The sequence below is a fragment of the Thermobaculum sp. T2p genome (assembly GCF_059335935.1).
The window spans coordinates 1-16,837 of record NZ_JANZYQ010000025.1 but is presented as its reverse complement, the minus strand read 5'-3'; the positions used below and the strand labels follow the sequence as shown (position 1 = coordinate 16,837).

Genomic DNA, 16,837 nt, shown 5'->3' with positions numbered 1-16,837 from the left:
GCACCTCCCATAATACTGGTAACTAGCGCTCTATGGGTGCCCCTACTACGCTGCCCCACTCGGTCCAGGAGCCGTCGTAGTTGCGTACATCCTTATAGCCCAGGAGCTCGTGGAGCACAAACCAAGTATGGGCGCTGCGCTCACCAATCCTGCAGTAGGTGACCACCTCCTTATCAGGTGTAATTCCCTGATCCTGATAGATCTTGCGCAGCTCTTCAGGAGACTTGAAGGTGCCATCTTCGTTAACTGCAGTGCTCCATGGAATGTTCTTGGCACCGGGTATATGCCCACCTCTCTGAGCACCTTCCTGAGGCAGGTTCTCAGGAGCCAGTAGCTCCCCGGAGAACTCCTTGGGGCTGCGGACATCAACCAGACCTACATCCGGCTTTCCAAGTACCTTCATAACCTCGTCCCTTAGAGCCCTGAGCTGTGGAGTGGGGTCAGGAGCCTTGTAGTCTGTCCTGGGATAAGAAGGCACGTCATTGGTAAGCTCTCGCCCCTCCTCAAGCCACTTCTTGCGACCACCATTCATGAGTTTGACGTTATTGTGACCATAAAGCTTGAAAAGCCAGTAAGCGAAGGCAGCGAACCAGTTATTGTTGTCGCCGTAGAGGATCACAGTAGTATCAGGAGTGATGCCCGATCTCGAAAGCAGTTCCTCCCACTGCTCCTTGTTAGGAATGTCGCGGACTGGCTGCTGCTGCAGGTCTTGCTTCCAGTTCCAGGCGATGGCACCTGGGATGTGGCCCTGCTCGTAAGCTGAGGTGTCTACATCTACCTCGATAATACGGATGTTGGGATCATTTAGGTGCTGGGCCACCCACTCCGTGCTTACCAGTGCGTCAGGATTAGCGTACTGCTGAGTAGTCTGCTCCACCGATTGGGTCATATCTTTCCTCCTCAATTATCGATTTGATTTTCTTTTGCAATAAATCTCACGCAAGATTCCTCTTGCAGTGATCCAAAGCTTATTGACTACCCAATGAGGGCAGTCTCGTGAGGCACCCCGCAGAACTCAACGTAGTCTATAGGCTCCGTGATCGTTGGGTTCTCCCCACATACTGGACAGTTCGGGTCCTTTGTCAACTTCAATTCCCTGAACTCCGTATTGAGGGCGTCGACTATCAGCATGCGGCCGATGAGGGGTTCTCCTATGCCAACTATAAGCTTTATAGCCTCCATGGCCTGGATGGAACCCACGATGCCGCACATCACACCCAGTACACCTGCCTCAGCACAGCTGGGCACAGAACCCGGGGGTGGAGGCGTAGGAAACAGATCCCTATAGCACCCATAGCCTGGTGCATAGACCGTGACCTGACCATCAAACCGCATGATGCTGCCATCTACTAGGGGCTTGCCCTCCCAGTAGGAGACGTCGTTCACCAGGTAACGGGTCGGGAAGTTATCCGAGCCGTTGATCACGACGTCATACTGACGGATTATCTCTCGGGCATTTTCAGAGGTCAGCGGCTCATTGTGTTTGACGACGTTAACTGTGGGATTGACCCTGTGTATGGCATCAGCAGCGGAGTCTACCTTAGGGCGTCCAAGATCAGCATCGCCGTGAAGTATCTGCCGATGCAGGTTGCTGATCTCCACCACGTCAAAGTCGACTATGCCAATGGTACCTACACCCGCGGCTGCCAGGTAAAGGGCCGCGGGGCTGCCCAGGCCGCCAGCTCCGACGATAAGGACCTTAGAGTTGATCAGCCTTCTCTGCCCCTTGCTGCCGATCTCCGGCATGATTATGTGCCTGTGGTACCTCCTGACCTGCTCAGGAGTGAGCTCGGCGCCACCAGCCATAGCGGGCAGGATGCCGATCTTATCCCCTTCATTAACGGGAGTGTCAAGTCCCTGCTTGCCACGTACGTCTTCGCCGTTGATGAAGAGGTTGATGAACCTCCTGACAGAGCCATCTGCCTCGTACAGCTGGCTCCTGAGCCCTGGGTACTGCTCAGCCAGGTTGGCTAGCACCTCTGAGACGTTGCTACCAGATGCCTCTACCTTAGTCTGTTGGTTAGTATGTACCCTGAGAGGACCTGGTATCTGAACTTCAACCTTTGCCATGAGTTATCCCCCTTGATGGTATGATCTTTGCAAAAATCCTCTTGAAGAGAATGATACTATTTTGGACCCTGAAGCCTCCACAACTCAGTGGAAAGATATCTTGTGCCGGAATCTGGGAATAGCACGACCACCACTCCATGATGGAGCGTGCGTGCCACGTCCAGAGCCGCCTTGAGAGCAGCTCCGGCGCTAGGACCTACCAATATGCCTTCCTGCCGGGCTAGCTGCCTGGCAGCCTCGTAGGCATCCTCCGTGCTCACCCCTACTTTCTTGTCTATTACCGTCTCGTCGTATATGCCAGGCACTATAGCAGTCTCTAGGTGCTTGAGACCCTCGAGGCCATGGAAAGGTGCATCGGGTTCAACACCTATAAGCTTGATGTCAGGATTAAGCTCTTTGAGCCTCCTGCCGGTGCCAGTCATCGTGCCGGTGGTGCCAAGACCCGCCACAAAGTGAGTCACCCTACCCCCAGTCTGGTCCCATATTTCAGGGCCGGTGGTGTCGTAGTGGGCCTTCCAGTTGGAAGGGTTGTTGTACTGGTCGGCGTAGAAGTATTTATCGGGATCCTTGGCCACCAACTCACGCACGTACCGAATAGCCCCATCGGAACCTTCGTAGGGATCGGTGTAAATGATCTTGGCTCCGTAGGCCGCAATTATCCTCTTGCGCTCCTCACTAGCATTCTCGGGCATGACTATCTCGCACTGGTACCCTTTGACGGCGCAGATCAGAGCATAGGCGATACCTGTGTTACCACTAGTGGAGTCGATAAGTATCTTGTCGTGGGTGAGCCTGCCATCCCTTTCAGCATCCTCTATGATCCGCAAGGCAGGCCTATCCTTGACAGAGCCTCCAATGTTGAACCACTCAGCCTTGGCGTAGAGCTCCACTCCCGGAGAAAGTTCGCTCTCGAAGCTTTTGAGCCTGATGAGGGGAGTGTTGCCGATGAGATCCAGCGGAGACTCTATTGTCCCAGCCCTATCCAAATTAATGATCGGGTCATTTATGGTGTAAGCGCCATACATTTTATATGTGCCTCTCAGTCTATATTAGCTACAAGTGCAAAAATTCGCAATAACAATGCCAACATCACTACTGCCTTTTACAGGATATCAGAACCCAGGAGATTTGTGCAATACCACAGAACAAGATGGGGCAGCTTATTATATGCATCTATTTGCATTTACTACCAGATATCTGTTATGATTGAGATGCTATTAGAGGTTGAGGGGGTACTTAGGGTGGCAGACACGATCACTGTAGAGAAGGCAGCTCAAAGCTTGCAGGAGATGGGGTACAGGCTCACCCCACAGCGACTCATGATCCTGGAGGCTGTGCTCTCCAGCGAGGACCATGTGACCGCGGAGGAGCTGTACGAGCACGTCAAGAGCAGGTATCCACACATTAGCTTCTCGACAGTTTACAGGACTATGGAAGTGCTGCGAGATGCCGGGTTCGTAACACAGACTGACCTTGGCGGTGGTAGAGTGCAATATCATCCGGTCGATAAGGCTAAGCATCACCACTTGATATGTCAGTCATGTGGACACGTGGAGGAGGTAAGCGATGAGATCTTCGCCGACCTGAGAAGGGACCTGCGGCAGAGGTTCGGGTTCGATGCTCTACTGACCCACTTCGCGATCTTCGGGCGCTGTCGCGTCTGCAGGGAGAAGGAAAACCGACAAGCCCACCGGTAGTGATGCAGACTCTAGTTGACCTGCCTCGAGTCGCTAAGCATTAGCCTAGTATTATCTTCTCATTATAGACTACTTAATCAAGATATTAGTGCTATATAAACATCTTATATTGTCCATAAATTTTGATAATGCATATTCTTAACTTCTTCTCTAGGTATCCTTACTGGTACATAGATTGCGGCGCAAGTTCCTGGCCCCATTAGGGGCGAAACCATAAGATACGTAGAAAGGAGAGCGAGAGCATGTACCTAAGGATAGACAAGCTACAGGTGGAACTGCCGCAACCCGAGCATCCAGATCCTAACGCCGCTGCTGCAGTGCAGGAGTTGCTAGGTGGTAGGTTCGGAGAGATGTCTACCCTGATGAACTATACTTATCAGTCATTCAACTTCCGTGGGAAGAAGAAGCTCAAGCCATACTATGATCTGATAGCGAACATCAGCACTGAGGAGCTAGGGCACATAGAGCTGGTAGCAGCCACGATCAACATGATGCTTACAGGGTCCACTAATACAGATGAACCAGTCAACGCGCCGTTAGGGTCGGCAGTCAACTACCGCAACGTGCACCACTTCATAGTAAACGGGCAGACCGCTCTGGTGGGTAACTCCATGGGTGAGGCCTGGCGCGGAGACTATGTGTTTGCGAGTGGAGACATAGTGCTAGACCTGCTACACAACTTCTTCCTGGAGTGTGGCGCACGCCTTCAGAAGCTGCGCGTATACGAGATGACCGACAATCCTGTGGCTCGACAGATGCTCGGTTACCTGCTTGTAAGAGGTGGAGTACACCAGGTAGCTTATGCCAAAGCTCTCGAGACATTGACTGGTGTGAACGTGACGAAGATGCTACCTGTACCCAACATCGAGAACTCCAAGTTCCCAGAGGCCAAGAAGTTTGAGGAGCAGGGCATCCATAGAACGCTATACAGGTTCAGTCCAGAGGACTACAAGGACGTTGCCAAGATTTGGACCGGCACTCATCCAACCGATGGTGGTGACCTCAAAGTGGTGGATGGGCCTCCAGCCGGCGGCGAGATTCCCGACCTGAAGGAGGTGCCTGAGGAGTTTGCTCCCGGTTATGATCCCGAGATGTTGGCGGAGATCGCCAAGAAGCTCATGTCTTAGCGGACGCCAATACATAGGGGAGGTACTCGTACCTCCCCTATTTTTATATCTTCTTACACACGACCTTATGGAACAGATTATGCAGACCTATCTGTAGAAAAAGTGTAAGGAGTAGTGTGATGACAGCAATGAGAGCAAGGGAAGAAGCAGGTATAGGTCGTGGTATAGCTATGGGACTGCTGTTTGGAGCCATGAGCCTAGTGTTGATGCTCGTACTTAGCCCGATAGTAGGGACGATAGCTCTGCCATTAGCGTCCTGGATAGTGATCCTCTTGTGGTTACTGATGCCTGTGTTAGCCGGCTACGTAACCGATGGCAGGTTTGGAGCAGCGGTGACTGCGGGTGCTGTGGCTGCTGCCTTCGTCGTTCTGCCCGTATTGGCTATGCAGACACTCAGGCTCTCTGTGTTCGCTATAAAGGTGGGTTTTACTGACGCTAACTTCACCGGACAGCGCCTCTCGGTAATGCTGGCGATAGTGGGTATAACCATCTTTGCGGCAGCTATTGGCCTCGCCCTGGGGTGGATAGGACTGTTCCTGAGAAGGCATAGCACATAGCAACTCTTCACTCTGATAAGACAACTTGCAATAGCCCTCTCCGTAGCTTCTGTGAGGCTTGGTTATTGACTTGATAGCCAACTAGCTTTATATTCTTCCCGTAGGCCTATATTCAAATATTGAATAGTAATAGCTTTACTAATAGAGGCACTAATGGCTCATTACGGTAAGCAACCCCTTTCAGTCGAGTACGCATTGCTTGGACTACTAGAGGATAGTCCAGCTCACCCTTATGAGGTACATCAAAGGCTAGTAACCACTAGCCCTCTTGCCAACGTGTGGAGGATCAAGAGGGGGCACACCTATGCCTTGCTTGGGCGCTTTGAAGAGGAGGGTTTGGTAAGCAGTTGGCTTGAGCCCCAGGAGTATAAGCCGCCGCGCAAGATGTTAACCCTAACACCCGAGGGGCAAGCAGTGCTCGACAACTGGGTGAGGCAACCCGTGAGGAAGCCGAGGGAGATGAGGCTAGGTTTCCTTGCCAAGCTATACTTCGCGATACGCAAGGGAGTGGCTGTTGAGCTGTTGGATGCTCAATACCTAGAGTGCAAGAGGTGGCTGGATGAGCTGGAGCGCAGCCAGGAGCATGGAGATCTCTATGGCCGCATGGTATTGGATTTTCGTCGGCAGCAGGTGAGCTCGATTATGGAGTGGTTATGTGCGTGCCGTCAGGCTATTGATCTTGAGGAGGGAAGATATGAGCTCTAATTTGAGGTATATAGGCGTAATCGTGCTGCTGGTATGGATTGTTGGCTGCGGTCCTGGAAGCACAGGGAGCTCTAACGAGAGCTCACAGACCCTGAATGTGTTTGCAGCCGCGTCTCTAACTGGGGCCTTTACGGAGATAGGCAAGGAGTTCGAGGCGGCACATGCAGGTATCAAGGTGGTCAACAGCTTTGCGGGTTCACAGGACTTAGTAGAGCAGATGCATCAGGGCGCGCCGGCAGATGTGTTTGCTTCGGCCGATGAGAAGAACATGCAGAAGGCTGTGGACTATGGTTTGGTGGATCAGGCACATCCCAAGACTTTCGTCCGCAATCGGCTGGTGATCGTCACTCCTAAGAATGATTCCAAAGTGCAGTCGCTTACCGATCTAGCCTCTAAGGATGTCAAGGTGGTACTTGCCTCGGAGGATGTTCCCGTGGGCAGCTATGCGCTGAAGTTTCTGGAGCAAGCATCGCGGGATTCACAGCTGGGCAGCGACTACAAGCAGAAGGTGCTGGCCAATGTGGTGTCCTATGAAGATAACGTCAAGGCAGTGCTTCAGAAGGTGGTGCTAGGGGAAGCTGATGCTGGTGTGGTGTACAGCTCCGATGCTGCCACGGCGCCTGCTGACAAGGTGACCACGTTGGAGATTCCCGACGAATACAACGTGGTAGCTAGCTATCCTATAGCGGTAGTGAAGACTAGCAAGCATGCGGACCTGGCGGAGCAGTATGTGGAGTTCGTGCTGTCAGACAAGGGTCAGAGCATCCTCAAGCAGTACGGTTTCATCCCTGTGGGCAAGAGTAGTTGAACGGTGGCCTATGATGCAGTCACAGGCTGAGGAGATCAGCGCTAGGGAAGCGGAGTACCTGTCAGGAGTGAGGCGAAGGCCATGGTTGCCCAAGCACTTGTTGCTGATTGTCGCCAGCGCTCCGATGGTGGTCTTCTTAGCATTGCCCCTTGTAGCGCTGGTGGCTAGGGCGCCCTTGGCAGAGGTGATCACACGTCTCGCCGACAGGCAGGTCTCTATGGCGATAGCGCTGAGCGCCTACACGACCTTAGCGACTACCTGCTTGACAGTGCTTCTGGGCACACCATTGGCATATCTAATGGCAAGGCACCGCTTCTGGGGTAAGCGAGTGCTCGACACGCTGATCGACCTGCCGCTGGTGTTGCCTCCATCGGCTGCGGGCATCGCCCTGCTGCTTACCTTCGGCAGGTATGGGGTAGTAGGTGAACACCTATGGGACTTTGGGGTGCAGATCCCATTCACTCCTATAGCGGTGGTGATTGCGCAGACCTTCGTTTCAGCCCCTTTCTACATTCGCGCGACTATGAATGGCTTGTCTGCAGTGGACGAGGCGCTGGAAGAAGCCGGTATGGTGGATGGGGCAGGCCCCTTGAGGTTGTTCTGGAGCATAACTTTCCCTCTGGCGAGGGTGGCGATGATAAGCGGGGCGATCATGACATGGGCTCGGGCCCTAGGAGAATTTGGGGCCACGATAATCTTTGCGGGGAATTTCCCAGGTAGGACACAGACCATCCCTATAGCGATCTACCTGGGCTTTAACATCAACTTGGAGTCGGCGGTGGTGCTCTCGACGATCCTGCTATGTGTATCGTTCGGGGTGATCATGATCGTGAAGTGGGCGTTGAAGCAATCGGTGACGCGCGCGGAGATCTATTAGCTAAGGTGCTTGATGTGCTGCGAGATGTGAAGGCTATAAGTATCCCTTGAGCCGCTCAGACAGCTCAGACAAGAGCTGTATAGCAGCTTCCAGATCAGGCAATAGATCTTTGAGGGCAAAGCTGCCGTGATCCCATACTCTTCTTGAGAGGAGGAACTCACCTTCGGTGGGGGTTAGCAGGCCAAGCTCTATGGCCAGATCTATGACTCCTTGTGAGATAACTCCTTTTGTCCAATATTCTGATGGCGTAGACGGATCGAGCAGGGACTCTACATACTTGGAGTGAAATCTTTGCGGGTTAGCGACCTGACATGCATGAGATATAAGCATCTCCAGGTTAGCAAGGGTGACCGTGTATGTGTCAAGCAGCAGCACCAGAGCTTTACACCAAGGATGATCTCTGAGGGCCATTAAGTCTTGCCCGCTAGGTGGTGGAATCTCCTTGAGATCAATCGAGACCTCTTGAAGAGTCGAGATACCGCTATCGATATCTTGAATTATTCTCTCCAATTTCGACCCTGGATAAATCACTAGTATGGAATAAGAGGTTGGGATAGCATTGGCGTGCCCGGAGGGACTCGAACCCCCGACCACTTGGTCCGCAACCAAGCGTTCTATCCAACTGAACTACGGGCACAAATTCCCTCACACAAAGTGTAGCAAAGAGATGAAGGGGTGGCAAGATATGGGGGAGCTCCGTCCCACTTCCCTTAAAATGGTTCATCCTTCTCTACGAAGAACTCCTCACTACCAAGTATTGCGCCGAGTAAAAGGAAAGGGTATACAGTAGAGGGGGTCCCGCTTCTCCGGGCTCCTCCTCTACTTCCCAACATACTGCCTCCATGAGTACTGAGGATCATAGCCCAGCATCCTACGTGCCTTGTCGATCGACAGAAGTGTCTCATACTCCCAGACCTCCTTACGGAGCTCAACGTTGGGGAACACCTCCGCCAACAGTTCTCTACTCGGACGGTTCATGACGGTGTCGGCCGCGGCTATGATGAACACCTCAGCACTATTGATATCTGCCTGCAATCCAAGCCTGCACGCCTGGGCAACGTCCCGCGCGTCCACGTAGCCCCAGAGATTCCACTTGCGCTTCGTTGGATCATCCCAGAACGTAGGGAACTGGTCGTAGTCCTGCGGTTCCATAATGTTGGAGAAGCGCAGACCCACGAAGGGAACGCCTGTCCAGCGGTTGAACTGGCGGGCCATTTCCTCGCCAAGCACCTTCGAGAGCGCATAGCTGGACTCCGGATAGAGGGGATGATCCTCATCTATAGGTGCATAGGCCGGCTGCTCACGATCGAAGGGTAACCCCAAAGTGGTCTCGCTGGACGCCCACACTACGCGGGACATACCCAGATCCTTTGCTGCAGAGAAGACGTTATAGGTGCTCAGCGTATTCGTACGGAAGGTCACCTCGTCAGTGCGAATACCAGGGGCTGGGATGGCCGCAAGATGCACGATCATCTCGTAGCCCCTGAGTGCCTCGTAGGTCTCACCTAGGTCCGTCAGATCGACCACCAGCGAGGGACAAAGCCTATCAGCTGGCGGCACCAGATCTACACTAAGCACCTCGTAGCCATGCTCCAGGAGGTCTCTAACGACCGCTCTGCCGGCCTTACCACTACCGCCTGTTACGACTACCTTGGACATGATCCGTTCCTCCGATGATCTATTAGATCTGAGCTACAGAATCAAGCTCGGACAAGAACTGCTCGATCTCATCCAGTTCCTCCTGCGAGAGCCTGAATTCCGCAGCGCCTATTATGCCCTCCACCTGGTCAGGCCTACGTGCTCCCACTATCGCGCCCGTTACAGCCGGATGTCTTAGCACCCAGGCGATAGCCACCTCGGCAGGGGATCTTCCATAGCGACTGCCGATCTCGCGCAGCTTCTCCACTAACTTGAGATTACGTGAGAGCCTCGGTTCGTTGAACTCAGGGCTACGCTTACGCCAGTCATCTTCTGGCAGGTTACGCACCCACTCAGAGGTCACCTTGCCAGTGAGCAGACCAGAGGCCATCGGAGAGTAGGCGATCACTCCTATGTTGTGCTTCTGACAGAAAGGCAGTATCTCCTTCTCGATACTCCTGTTTAGCAGGTTATATGGCGGCTGCAGGGAAGATATCGGGGCGATGCGCATGGCCCGTTGCATCTGGTCTACGCTGAAGTTGGACACGCCGATGTAGCGCACCTTGCCCTCCCTCTGCAGCTCGGCCAGCGTGCTCCAGCCCTCCTCGATGTCCTCATCAGGGTTCGGCCAGTGTATCTGGTAGAGGTCGATAACGTCCACACGCAGGCGCCGCAGGCTGGCCTCCACCTCGCGGCGGATAGATTCCCTCTTCAGGCTGTTCGAGATGTTCCCCTGCTCATCCCACACAAGGCCGCACTTGGTGAAGATATAAGGCCTGTCGGAGATACCATCCAGCGCTCTAGCAACCACCTCCTCGGAGTGGCCTAGACCGTAGACCGCGGCGGTATCGATCCAGTTGATGCCTAGCTCCAGTGCCTTGTGGATCGCAGCTATAGATTCATTGTCGTCCTGAGGTCCCCAACCGGAAGCCCAACCACCGCCCCCGATCGCCCAGGCACCAAATCCTATAGGGGTGATCATCATGTCAGTGTTGCCTAAACGTCGAGTATCCAACTTCACAACCTCCTGGGAAACAAGATTTGACACAGGGAACCAGCACGTCCATATGCATTATACTTGCCACCATACCTGGCCGTTAGGGTGTATATAAGGTATCCTATGAGAGCACTAGCGTGACGGTGCGACTGGTTTATAATGGACAGAGCTCAAGCTGACTACGCTTGGTAACAGCGCTGGGAGGGGACATGAATCAGCAGGAGATACAGAAGATCGTCCAGAGGATAGACGTGCTCTCAAGAAGCGTCGCCGACAACCTCGACAGGCTTCAGGCGGCCACAGACCCTGACTGGATAGACGAGCTCAACGCCGAGATCTCAGCAGCCCGCCGTGAGATAGCACAGCTCAAGAAGAAACTGGCAGAAGCTACTCGCCAGGAGGCCCAGGAGCATGGGTCGGCTCAGTAGCAATGTGGTCATTCTGGGTGCCGGCATAGTAGGAGCTGCCTGCGCTTACGTCCTTGCGGGCATGGGACACCCTCCCATAATCGTAGATGCTGCAACACAAGGGGCAGCTACCCTAGCTGGCGCAGGTATAGTCGCTCCAGGAGTCACGTTCCATCCATCGCCCAATTATTATCCTTTAGCTTATAGGGCAGTCGAATACCTCGAAGGATTGGTAGAAGAGATAGGCAATGAACAGCTGCTAGACAGGTGTGGCTTGCTGTATCTCATTACCGACCCACACTCCCCGATCGATGCAGAGAGCCTCGCCAATGAGCTGAGGCTTCGCGGCAAGGAAGCTCCCATGCATGGTGAGGTGCGCTTGGTCGATCCGGAACAAGTCCATAAATACTTTCCACTGCTTACCCCTTGTCAAGGTGCGTTGTACGTAGAAGGCCCGGGTAGACTGATCGGTGATACCCTACGCGACCAGCTGCTGCTAGAGGCTGTCCACAGGGGTGCTCGGTACGTGCGTTCACAAGCGACGATCACCAAAGTGTCCCAGCAGGAGGTCACCCTACAAGCCGACAATGTTACCATATCTGCCGAAAGGCTTGTACTAGCCGCCGGCGCCTGGAGCAAGCAGCTGGTAGAGAAGTTTACTGTCGTACCACCGCCTATTAGCCCCCAGCGAGGACAGATCCTCCACCTAGATGTGCCCGACACCCGCACTGACCAATGGCCAATCGTGATGGGCGACTTCCCACATTACATGCTCACGTTTCCAGTAAGCAAAGTAGTAGCTGGAGCTACTCATGAAGAGGCAGGTTTTCATCCCAAGCCTACACTCGGCGGCATACGAGAGATAATCGACACGATCTACAAGGTGGCCCCCTCACTTGCCTCTTCCCGGCTACTGGAGGTGAAGGTAGGGCTACGTCCTATCACCCCCGATGGCTTGCCGATCATAGGCAGGATACCAGATATACCCCCCATAATCGTTGCTAGTGGGCACGGAGCCTACGGCCTGCAGCTTGGCCCTTATACCGGCATGCTGGCAGCACAACTGGCCACCGACCAAGAGCCAGAGATGGACCTCACGCCATACTCACCCCTGAGGTTTCGCGGCTAGACCTTCCTCCCGTGCTATCATCTCCACAGCCCACTGCTGCCTCTCCTGCAGCCTTGGGCTGAGAGTCACCCTGTACTCACCCACACCGCGGATCTCCTTCAGGTGCTCCGGCAATCGCTCTATCTCGCGCGCATGCTCCCGACGAGCCCTTTCAAGGTCGAAGGACTCAATGATCTTGCCAGCCCTCATCACTGGCCTCAATAGCGGCAGCCAGTCACCATCAGGCGGAGGCTCGTCCCTTCCGGCTATCATATCTTCTACATATCGTCCTGAGGGATCTAACCTGCGCCAAAGCTGCTTGGCCCCCACAATCGTCCTCTTACCTTCGCTCAGCTTCAGCTTCGGGCTCCCGTCGAACTGCACCAACTTGTAGCTCATGTCCAGGACTGGAGCATCCTCAGCAGTAACCACCCTGGTGCCAACTCCAAACGAGTCTATTGGCGCATCGCTTCGAAGTAGCCTGTCGATCTCGTACTCGTCTAACCCCCCGCTGGCCATTATCCTAATATCTCGAAGACCCGCTGAGTCGAGGATCTCTCTCACCTTTCTGCTCAGTGCTTCCAGGTCGCCGCTGTCGATGCGCACCGCTGAGATATGCTTGCCCAGAGCAGCATACTTCCTGCCGACCTCAACCGCGTGCTGTGCACCCATCGTCACGTCGTAGGTATCAATCAACAGAGTTACCCGATGAGGAAATGTACTCATAAACCCCTCAAATGCTTGCCTCTCATTAGGGAAGGACTCCACAAAGGAGTGGGCCATCGTCCCCACCACAGGGATACCATACACCTTGCCAGCCAGCACGTTGCTCGTACCACTGAAGCCCGCCAGGTAGCATGCCCTAGCAGCCGCCAGGGCACCATCAATTTCTGGGGCGCGGCGCAGCCCGAAATCAAACAAAGGCTTTCCTCTAGCAGCCAGAACGCACCTTGCAGCTTTGCTCGCCACTAGCGTGGGATAGTGCAAAGCGTTCATCACCACTGGCTCGGCTATCTGACCATGGATGATAGGGGCAGTTATCTCCAGCACCGGCTCATTGGGGAACACTATGGAGCCCTCAGGCACCGCCCACACATCTCCCTCGAACCTAAAGGTTCTCAGGTACTCAATGAAGTCCGGCCTTACCTGAGGCAGTGTAGAGATGTACTCTAGCGCCTCATCATCGAAGCTTAGATCCTCAAGGCGCCTCAGCGCATCCTCCACCCCTGCCACAACCAGGAAAGACCTGTTTGGCGGTAGGCTACGCACGAACAAACTGAAGGTAGCTTTGCCATTCATACCGAGCGCATAGTAACTTGCGCCCATCGTGAGCTCATACAGGTCTATCGACAGAGGTATAGCGCTCTCATCCAGACGGCTCATTACAATCACCCCTCGGGCAGAAATCTGTGATGGTCTGTCACATACAGGCCCTTTTATATTATTATTCACATTGCACTGGGGTCTAAAATTCCAGCTTCAAGGAGGAACACTTCATGAAGATCCGACTACAACTTAGGAAGCCATGGGTGTGGCTGTCGGCTGCAGGAGTAGCTGCTGCAGCCGGTGGCCTGTGGCAATGGCGCTCTCGCAAGCGCAGAGCAGAGTTCTCTACAGGACCAGCTATTCACAACAGAGAGAAGCACCCCCTGGAGACTCCACCAGAGGCCGCAGGCTGGTGGGCAGACCTGCGCAGAAGGGCTGGCTGGCTGTAGCGCCTACACCCTTGCAGGTTGAGGCGTAAGGGAGAAGTTACTCCGGAAAAGCTCTCTCTCCTTGGCGATGATGCCCCCAGCACATACCAGCGCAACCAACGCACAGATCACCAGTGAGGCCACCGGTCCCACTGCAGATGCCAAGCTGCCTATGTATAGACTTCCAAAGGGAGTCAGCCCCAGCACAACCAACATCCAGCAGCTCATGACCCTGCCCCTCAGCTCGTCTGGCACCACCGTCTGCAGAAGCGAGTTCCCCATCGCCAGGAAAGTCACGATCCCCCATCCAGCCACAAATAACGCCACTAGCGCCAGTGGTAGGTGACGCATCACAGCGAAGGACATTATCCCCAGCGCCGATGCAACCTGGGCAACTATCAACCACTTGCCCTTGCTCGTGATCTCCCCTTTGAAGGCCAGCATCATTGCCCCTACGAAGGCTCCGAGTCCTACTGCACCCAGCAAGAGGCCATAACCACTAGCTCCCATATGCAGCACATCCTTGGCAAACACTGGCAGCAGTGTATTGTAGGGCTGCAGGAAGAGCGTCTGTACAGCTGCCAACACTACGATCGTTCTAATCCTGCCATCAGCCCACACATAACGGGCTGCATACACCAAGCTTGCGGTATCTCGGCTTCTAATAGAGGACATATTCCTACTGGCAAATCGGGGTCGTATAGCCCACAGCGTGGCCATCGCAACCACCAGCGTCAGGCCGTTGAAGAAATAAGCTCCGGCAATACCTATGTACTTTACCGCAAAGCCACCTAGAGTTGGCCCTACGACACCTGTCAGGTTGAACTGAGCCGAGTTAAGCGCAATCGCGTTCATTAGGTTCTTGCGCCCCACTATCTCTGGCAGCATCGATTGCTGCGACGGCATGCTTATGGCACCCACGGACCCAACAACCAGCAACCAAACCATCAGCAGCCATATATTAGCCTTTCCTGTAGCTACCAGTAGGCCCATGAGCGCCATGAAGATAGCGTTGATACACTGGGAAGTCATCACAACCTTGCGCTTCTCGAACCTATCAGCCAGCATCCCTCCAGGCAGCGACAGCAGCAGAAAAGGTAGGTTGGCGCAGAACGCTATCAGACCAATCAGGAATTCCGAACTGGTAAGGTTCACTATCAACCAGCCCTGGGCAACTATCTGTACCCACATGCCCAGCGCCGCAACCATAGCTCCTGGAAAGTATATACGGTACTCCTTAATACGGAATGAACCAAAGGCACCCGGGTAGAAGATATCTGCTGTCTTCTTTGCATCAAAGCTAGAATAGTTATTCTCTGTTTGCAAAATCCCGCCCCTGTGTCAAAATAGAAACATAAAGAGCCACGGATTCACCTCCATGACTCGGACCAGAATCAATTATGCCATCAATTTCGTGAGGACACACTAGTAGATTTCTACTAAGATCAAGTATCCTCGTGATTTTGGGATTTGTTCGGAGGCTGGAATGCACGCTCTACTCGATGGTGCTAGACCTTTGTTTGTCTTCATGCCACCACAGTATGATCACAGTCGGGAATGGGCGAGGCGCCTTTCTGAGGACGTGCCCGAACTGGAAGTAGCAGTACCAGAATCGTTCAAGGAAGCAGCAAGGCTCCTTCCACAGGCAGTAGCAGCCTTTGGAACAATCCCTAGAGAGATGCTAGCCCTGGCATCCAACCTCAAGTGGCTGCAGGCGCCAGCAGCAGCACCTCCCGCTGGTTACTACTACCCTGAGCTGGTAGCACACCCCGTAGTCGTCACGAACTTCAGAGGTATCTACAACGATCACGTAGCCACTCACGCCATGGCATTTGTACTGGCCTTCGCAAGAGGCTTCCAAAGATACCTGCCCCTGCAGCTACAGCAACAATGGCAGCCAGCACCCGAGAACTCTGGAGTGGTGCATCTGCCGGAGGCTACGGCACTGATAATAGGCGTGGGAGGTATCGGTGCCGAGATAGCCCGCCTCTGTGCGGCGTTCGGCATGCGCGTGGCGGGCGTAGATGCAAGAAGGCACGATATGCCGCCAGGAGTTACCCAGCTACACCCACCAGAAGTCCTGGACTCTCTGCTGCCGACCGCAAACTTCGTTATCATGACAGTACCTCATACCCCCGAAACAGAAGGCTTGATGCACATCAAGCGCCTTCAACTCATGAAGCCATCTGCATTCCTGATCAACGTCGGTCGCGGCAAGACAGTGGTCCTAAAAGACCTGGTCAAGGCGCTGCATGAGGGCATCATCGCAGGCGCAGGACTGGACGTGTTCGAGGAGGAGCCACTTCCCCCAGATCATCCCTTGTGGAACACGCCAAACTTGCTCCTCACTCCACACGTGGCTGCTAATGGCCCTTACCTCAATGAGCGCAGGTATAGCATCATACTGGAGAACGCAAGGAGGTTTATATCAGGTAGAGAGCTCATCAATGTAGTTGATAAACCCAAGTGGTACTAAGAACAACACACGGAGGCAGGAATGCACCTAAGTTCTGAATCTAGCCGAAGGTTTCTCCATATCAATGTCCTGGACTTCCTACAACAAAGCACGGCGGGTAAGGTCCTATGGGCCCATCAAACAGAGGATCTTAACATCAACTTAGTACATCTGGACGCGGGCGCGTCAATCGACAGGCACTATAACAACGAGGTCGATGTACTGATACTAGTCATTCAGGGGGAAGGAAAGGTAGGTATAGATGACACAGAACTAAGCATTAGAAGTGGTGACCTGCTGGTCATCCCCAAAGCTGCCCAAAGGAGCATCACAGCTACAAAAACGAACTTACTCTATGTCACCTGCCACAGGCGCAGACATGGCCTGATGCCCACGATAAGGGATAAACACTAGATACCTTCAGTTATAACTGGGAATTTCTGTATCATTACCAATGGCTGAACTCCAAATCTGTTGGGAGGAGAATGTTATGTCTGAGGTTAAGTTTGGGGTATTCGTACCACAGGGGTGGACCCTCGACTTGGTGGAGATAAGAGACCCGATAGAGCAGTACGAAGCCATGACCAACGTGGCCAAAGTAGCGGATTCCATCACCGCCTGGGACTCTATATGGGTGTTCGACCATTTCCACACAGTGCCGGTGCCGGTGCATGAGACCACCTTTGAGTGCTGGACC

Annotated in this window: 19 protein-coding genes, 1 tRNA gene and 1 pseudogene; 12 read left to right on the top strand and 9 right to left on the bottom strand. The window is 53.8% G+C overall.

Features of this window, described 5'->3' with window-relative positions; translation table 11 throughout:
• Nucleotides 1-22 precede the first annotated feature (22 nt).
• The 3 genes from N2245_RS11540 to N2245_RS11530 all read right to left on the bottom strand — a co-directional run bounded on the left by N2245_RS11540 (nucleotide 23) and on the right by N2245_RS11530 (nucleotide 3,095).
• Nucleotides 23-889 (bottom strand): sulfurtransferase, encoded by an 867-nt coding sequence (locus tag N2245_RS11540; protein ID WP_494536888.1) that lies wholly within the window; start codon nucleotides 887-889, stop codon nucleotides 23-25.
• Between the two features lie 86 nt (nucleotides 890-975).
• Nucleotides 976-2,070 (bottom strand): ubiquitin-like small modifier protein 1, encoded by a 1,095-nt coding sequence (locus N2245_RS11535; protein ID WP_494536887.1) that lies wholly within the window; start codon nucleotides 2,068-2,070, stop codon nucleotides 976-978.
• 56 nt (nucleotides 2,071-2,126) lie between these two features.
• The gene (locus N2245_RS11530; protein ID WP_494536886.1) at nucleotides 2,127-3,095 is read right to left on the bottom strand and encodes a PLP-dependent cysteine synthase family protein; all 969 of its coding nucleotides are present in this window, start codon (nucleotides 3,093-3,095) and stop codon (nucleotides 2,127-2,129) included.
• A 216-nt stretch (nucleotides 3,096-3,311) separates the two neighbouring features.
• On the opposite strand from N2245_RS11530, the gene N2245_RS11525 reads away from it, so the two are divergent.
• From N2245_RS11525 to N2245_RS11500, 6 genes are all read left to right on the top strand, one after another.
• Nucleotides 3,312-3,767: a Fur family transcriptional regulator gene (locus N2245_RS11525; RefSeq protein WP_494536885.1), complete on the top strand. Its 456-nt coding sequence runs from the start codon at nucleotides 3,312-3,314 to the stop codon at nucleotides 3,765-3,767.
• 242 nt (nucleotides 3,768-4,009) lie between these two features.
• Nucleotides 4,010-4,894 carry a manganese catalase family protein gene (locus N2245_RS11520; protein ID WP_494536884.1) on the top strand — a complete coding sequence of 295 codons (885 nt, stop codon included), beginning with the start codon at nucleotides 4,010-4,012 and terminating at the stop codon, nucleotides 4,892-4,894.
• A 119-nt stretch (nucleotides 4,895-5,013) separates the two neighbouring features.
• A complete protein-coding gene (locus N2245_RS11515; RefSeq protein ID WP_494536883.1) occupies nucleotides 5,014-5,451 on the top strand; it encodes a hypothetical protein in 438 nt (145 codons plus the stop codon).
• Between the two features lie 153 nt (nucleotides 5,452-5,604).
• Entirely contained in the window at nucleotides 5,605-6,156 is a 552-nt protein-coding gene (locus N2245_RS11510; protein ID WP_494536882.1) for a PadR family transcriptional regulator, read from the top strand.
• Complete coding sequence (gene modA, locus N2245_RS11505) at nucleotides 6,146-6,964, top strand: molybdate ABC transporter substrate-binding protein (protein ID WP_494536881.1); 819 nt, start codon at nucleotides 6,146-6,148, stop codon at nucleotides 6,962-6,964. Before N2245_RS11510 ends, modA begins: the two co-directional genes overlap by 11 nt.
• Before the next feature lie 10 nt (nucleotides 6,965-6,974).
• A complete protein-coding gene (locus tag N2245_RS11500; RefSeq protein ID WP_494536880.1) occupies nucleotides 6,975-7,841 on the top strand; it encodes an ABC transporter permease in 867 nt (288 codons plus the stop codon).
• Nucleotides 7,842-7,874: 33 nt separating this feature from the next.
• On the opposite strand, the gene N2245_RS11495 is transcribed toward N2245_RS11500, so the two are convergent.
• The 4 genes from N2245_RS11495 to N2245_RS11480 form a co-directional block, all read right to left on the bottom strand.
• Nucleotides 7,875-8,351 (bottom strand): hypothetical protein, encoded by a 477-nt coding sequence (locus tag N2245_RS11495; RefSeq protein WP_494536879.1) that lies wholly within the window; start codon nucleotides 8,349-8,351, stop codon nucleotides 7,875-7,877.
• A gap of 50 nt (nucleotides 8,352-8,401) precedes the next feature.
• Nucleotides 8,402-8,478: transfer RNA gene (locus N2245_RS11490), tRNA-Arg, on the bottom strand.
• A gap of 182 nt (nucleotides 8,479-8,660) precedes the next feature.
• Nucleotides 8,661-9,500: an NAD-dependent epimerase/dehydratase family protein gene (locus N2245_RS11485; RefSeq protein ID WP_494536878.1), complete on the bottom strand. Its 840-nt coding sequence runs from the start codon at nucleotides 9,498-9,500 to the stop codon at nucleotides 8,661-8,663.
• 22 nt (nucleotides 9,501-9,522) lie between these two features.
• Nucleotides 9,523-10,494, bottom strand: a complete 972-nt coding sequence (locus tag N2245_RS11480; protein ID WP_494536877.1) for an aldo/keto reductase — start codon at nucleotides 10,492-10,494, stop codon at nucleotides 9,523-9,525.
• A gap of 191 nt (nucleotides 10,495-10,685) precedes the next feature.
• Between N2245_RS11480 and N2245_RS11475 the strand changes: the two genes are divergently transcribed.
• Together N2245_RS11475 and N2245_RS11470 are read left to right on the top strand one after the other, a co-directional pair.
• Nucleotides 10,686-10,904 carry a hypothetical protein gene (locus tag N2245_RS11475; protein WP_494536876.1) on the top strand — a complete coding sequence of 73 codons (219 nt, stop codon included), beginning with the start codon at nucleotides 10,686-10,688 and terminating at the stop codon, nucleotides 10,902-10,904.
• Nucleotides 10,888-12,012: an NAD(P)/FAD-dependent oxidoreductase gene (locus N2245_RS11470; protein ID WP_494536875.1), complete on the top strand. Its 1,125-nt coding sequence runs from the start codon at nucleotides 10,888-10,890 to the stop codon at nucleotides 12,010-12,012. The genes N2245_RS11475 and N2245_RS11470 overlap by 17 nt, the downstream gene beginning before the upstream one ends.
• On the opposite strand, the gene N2245_RS11465 is transcribed toward N2245_RS11470, so the two are convergent.
• A complete protein-coding gene (locus N2245_RS11465) occupies nucleotides 11,989-13,374 on the bottom strand; it encodes a nicotinate phosphoribosyltransferase (protein ID WP_494536874.1) in 1,386 nt (461 codons plus the stop codon). The two genes, N2245_RS11470 and N2245_RS11465, sit on opposite strands and share 24 nt — an antisense overlap.
• A 113-nt stretch (nucleotides 13,375-13,487) precedes the next feature.
• Between N2245_RS11465 and N2245_RS11460 the strand changes: the two genes are divergently transcribed.
• The gene (locus tag N2245_RS11460) at nucleotides 13,488-13,706 is read left to right on the top strand and encodes a hypothetical protein (RefSeq protein ID WP_494536873.1); all 219 of its coding nucleotides are present in this window, start codon (nucleotides 13,488-13,490) and stop codon (nucleotides 13,704-13,706) included.
• Between the two features lie 3 nt (nucleotides 13,707-13,709).
• Here the strand turns inward: N2245_RS11460 and N2245_RS11455 are convergent, their stop codons facing one another.
• Nucleotides 13,710-15,011 (bottom strand): MFS transporter, encoded by a 1,302-nt coding sequence (locus N2245_RS11455; RefSeq protein ID WP_494536872.1) that lies wholly within the window; start codon nucleotides 15,009-15,011, stop codon nucleotides 13,710-13,712.
• A 160-nt stretch (nucleotides 15,012-15,171) separates the two neighbouring features.
• On the opposite strand from N2245_RS11455, the gene N2245_RS11450 reads away from it, so the two are divergent.
• From N2245_RS11450 to N2245_RS11440, 3 genes and pseudogenes are all read left to right on the top strand, one after another.
• Nucleotides 15,172-16,161: a D-2-hydroxyacid dehydrogenase gene (locus N2245_RS11450; RefSeq protein WP_494536871.1), complete on the top strand. Its 990-nt coding sequence runs from the start codon at nucleotides 15,172-15,174 to the stop codon at nucleotides 16,159-16,161.
• A 21-nt stretch (nucleotides 16,162-16,182) separates the two neighbouring features.
• Nucleotides 16,183-16,554: a cupin domain-containing protein gene (locus N2245_RS11445; protein ID WP_494536870.1), complete on the top strand. Its 372-nt coding sequence runs from the start codon at nucleotides 16,183-16,185 to the stop codon at nucleotides 16,552-16,554.
• Between the two features lie 76 nt (nucleotides 16,555-16,630).
• Nucleotides 16,631-16,837 (top strand): annotated as a pseudogene (locus tag N2245_RS11440) (LLM class F420-dependent oxidoreductase); the annotation flags it as partial.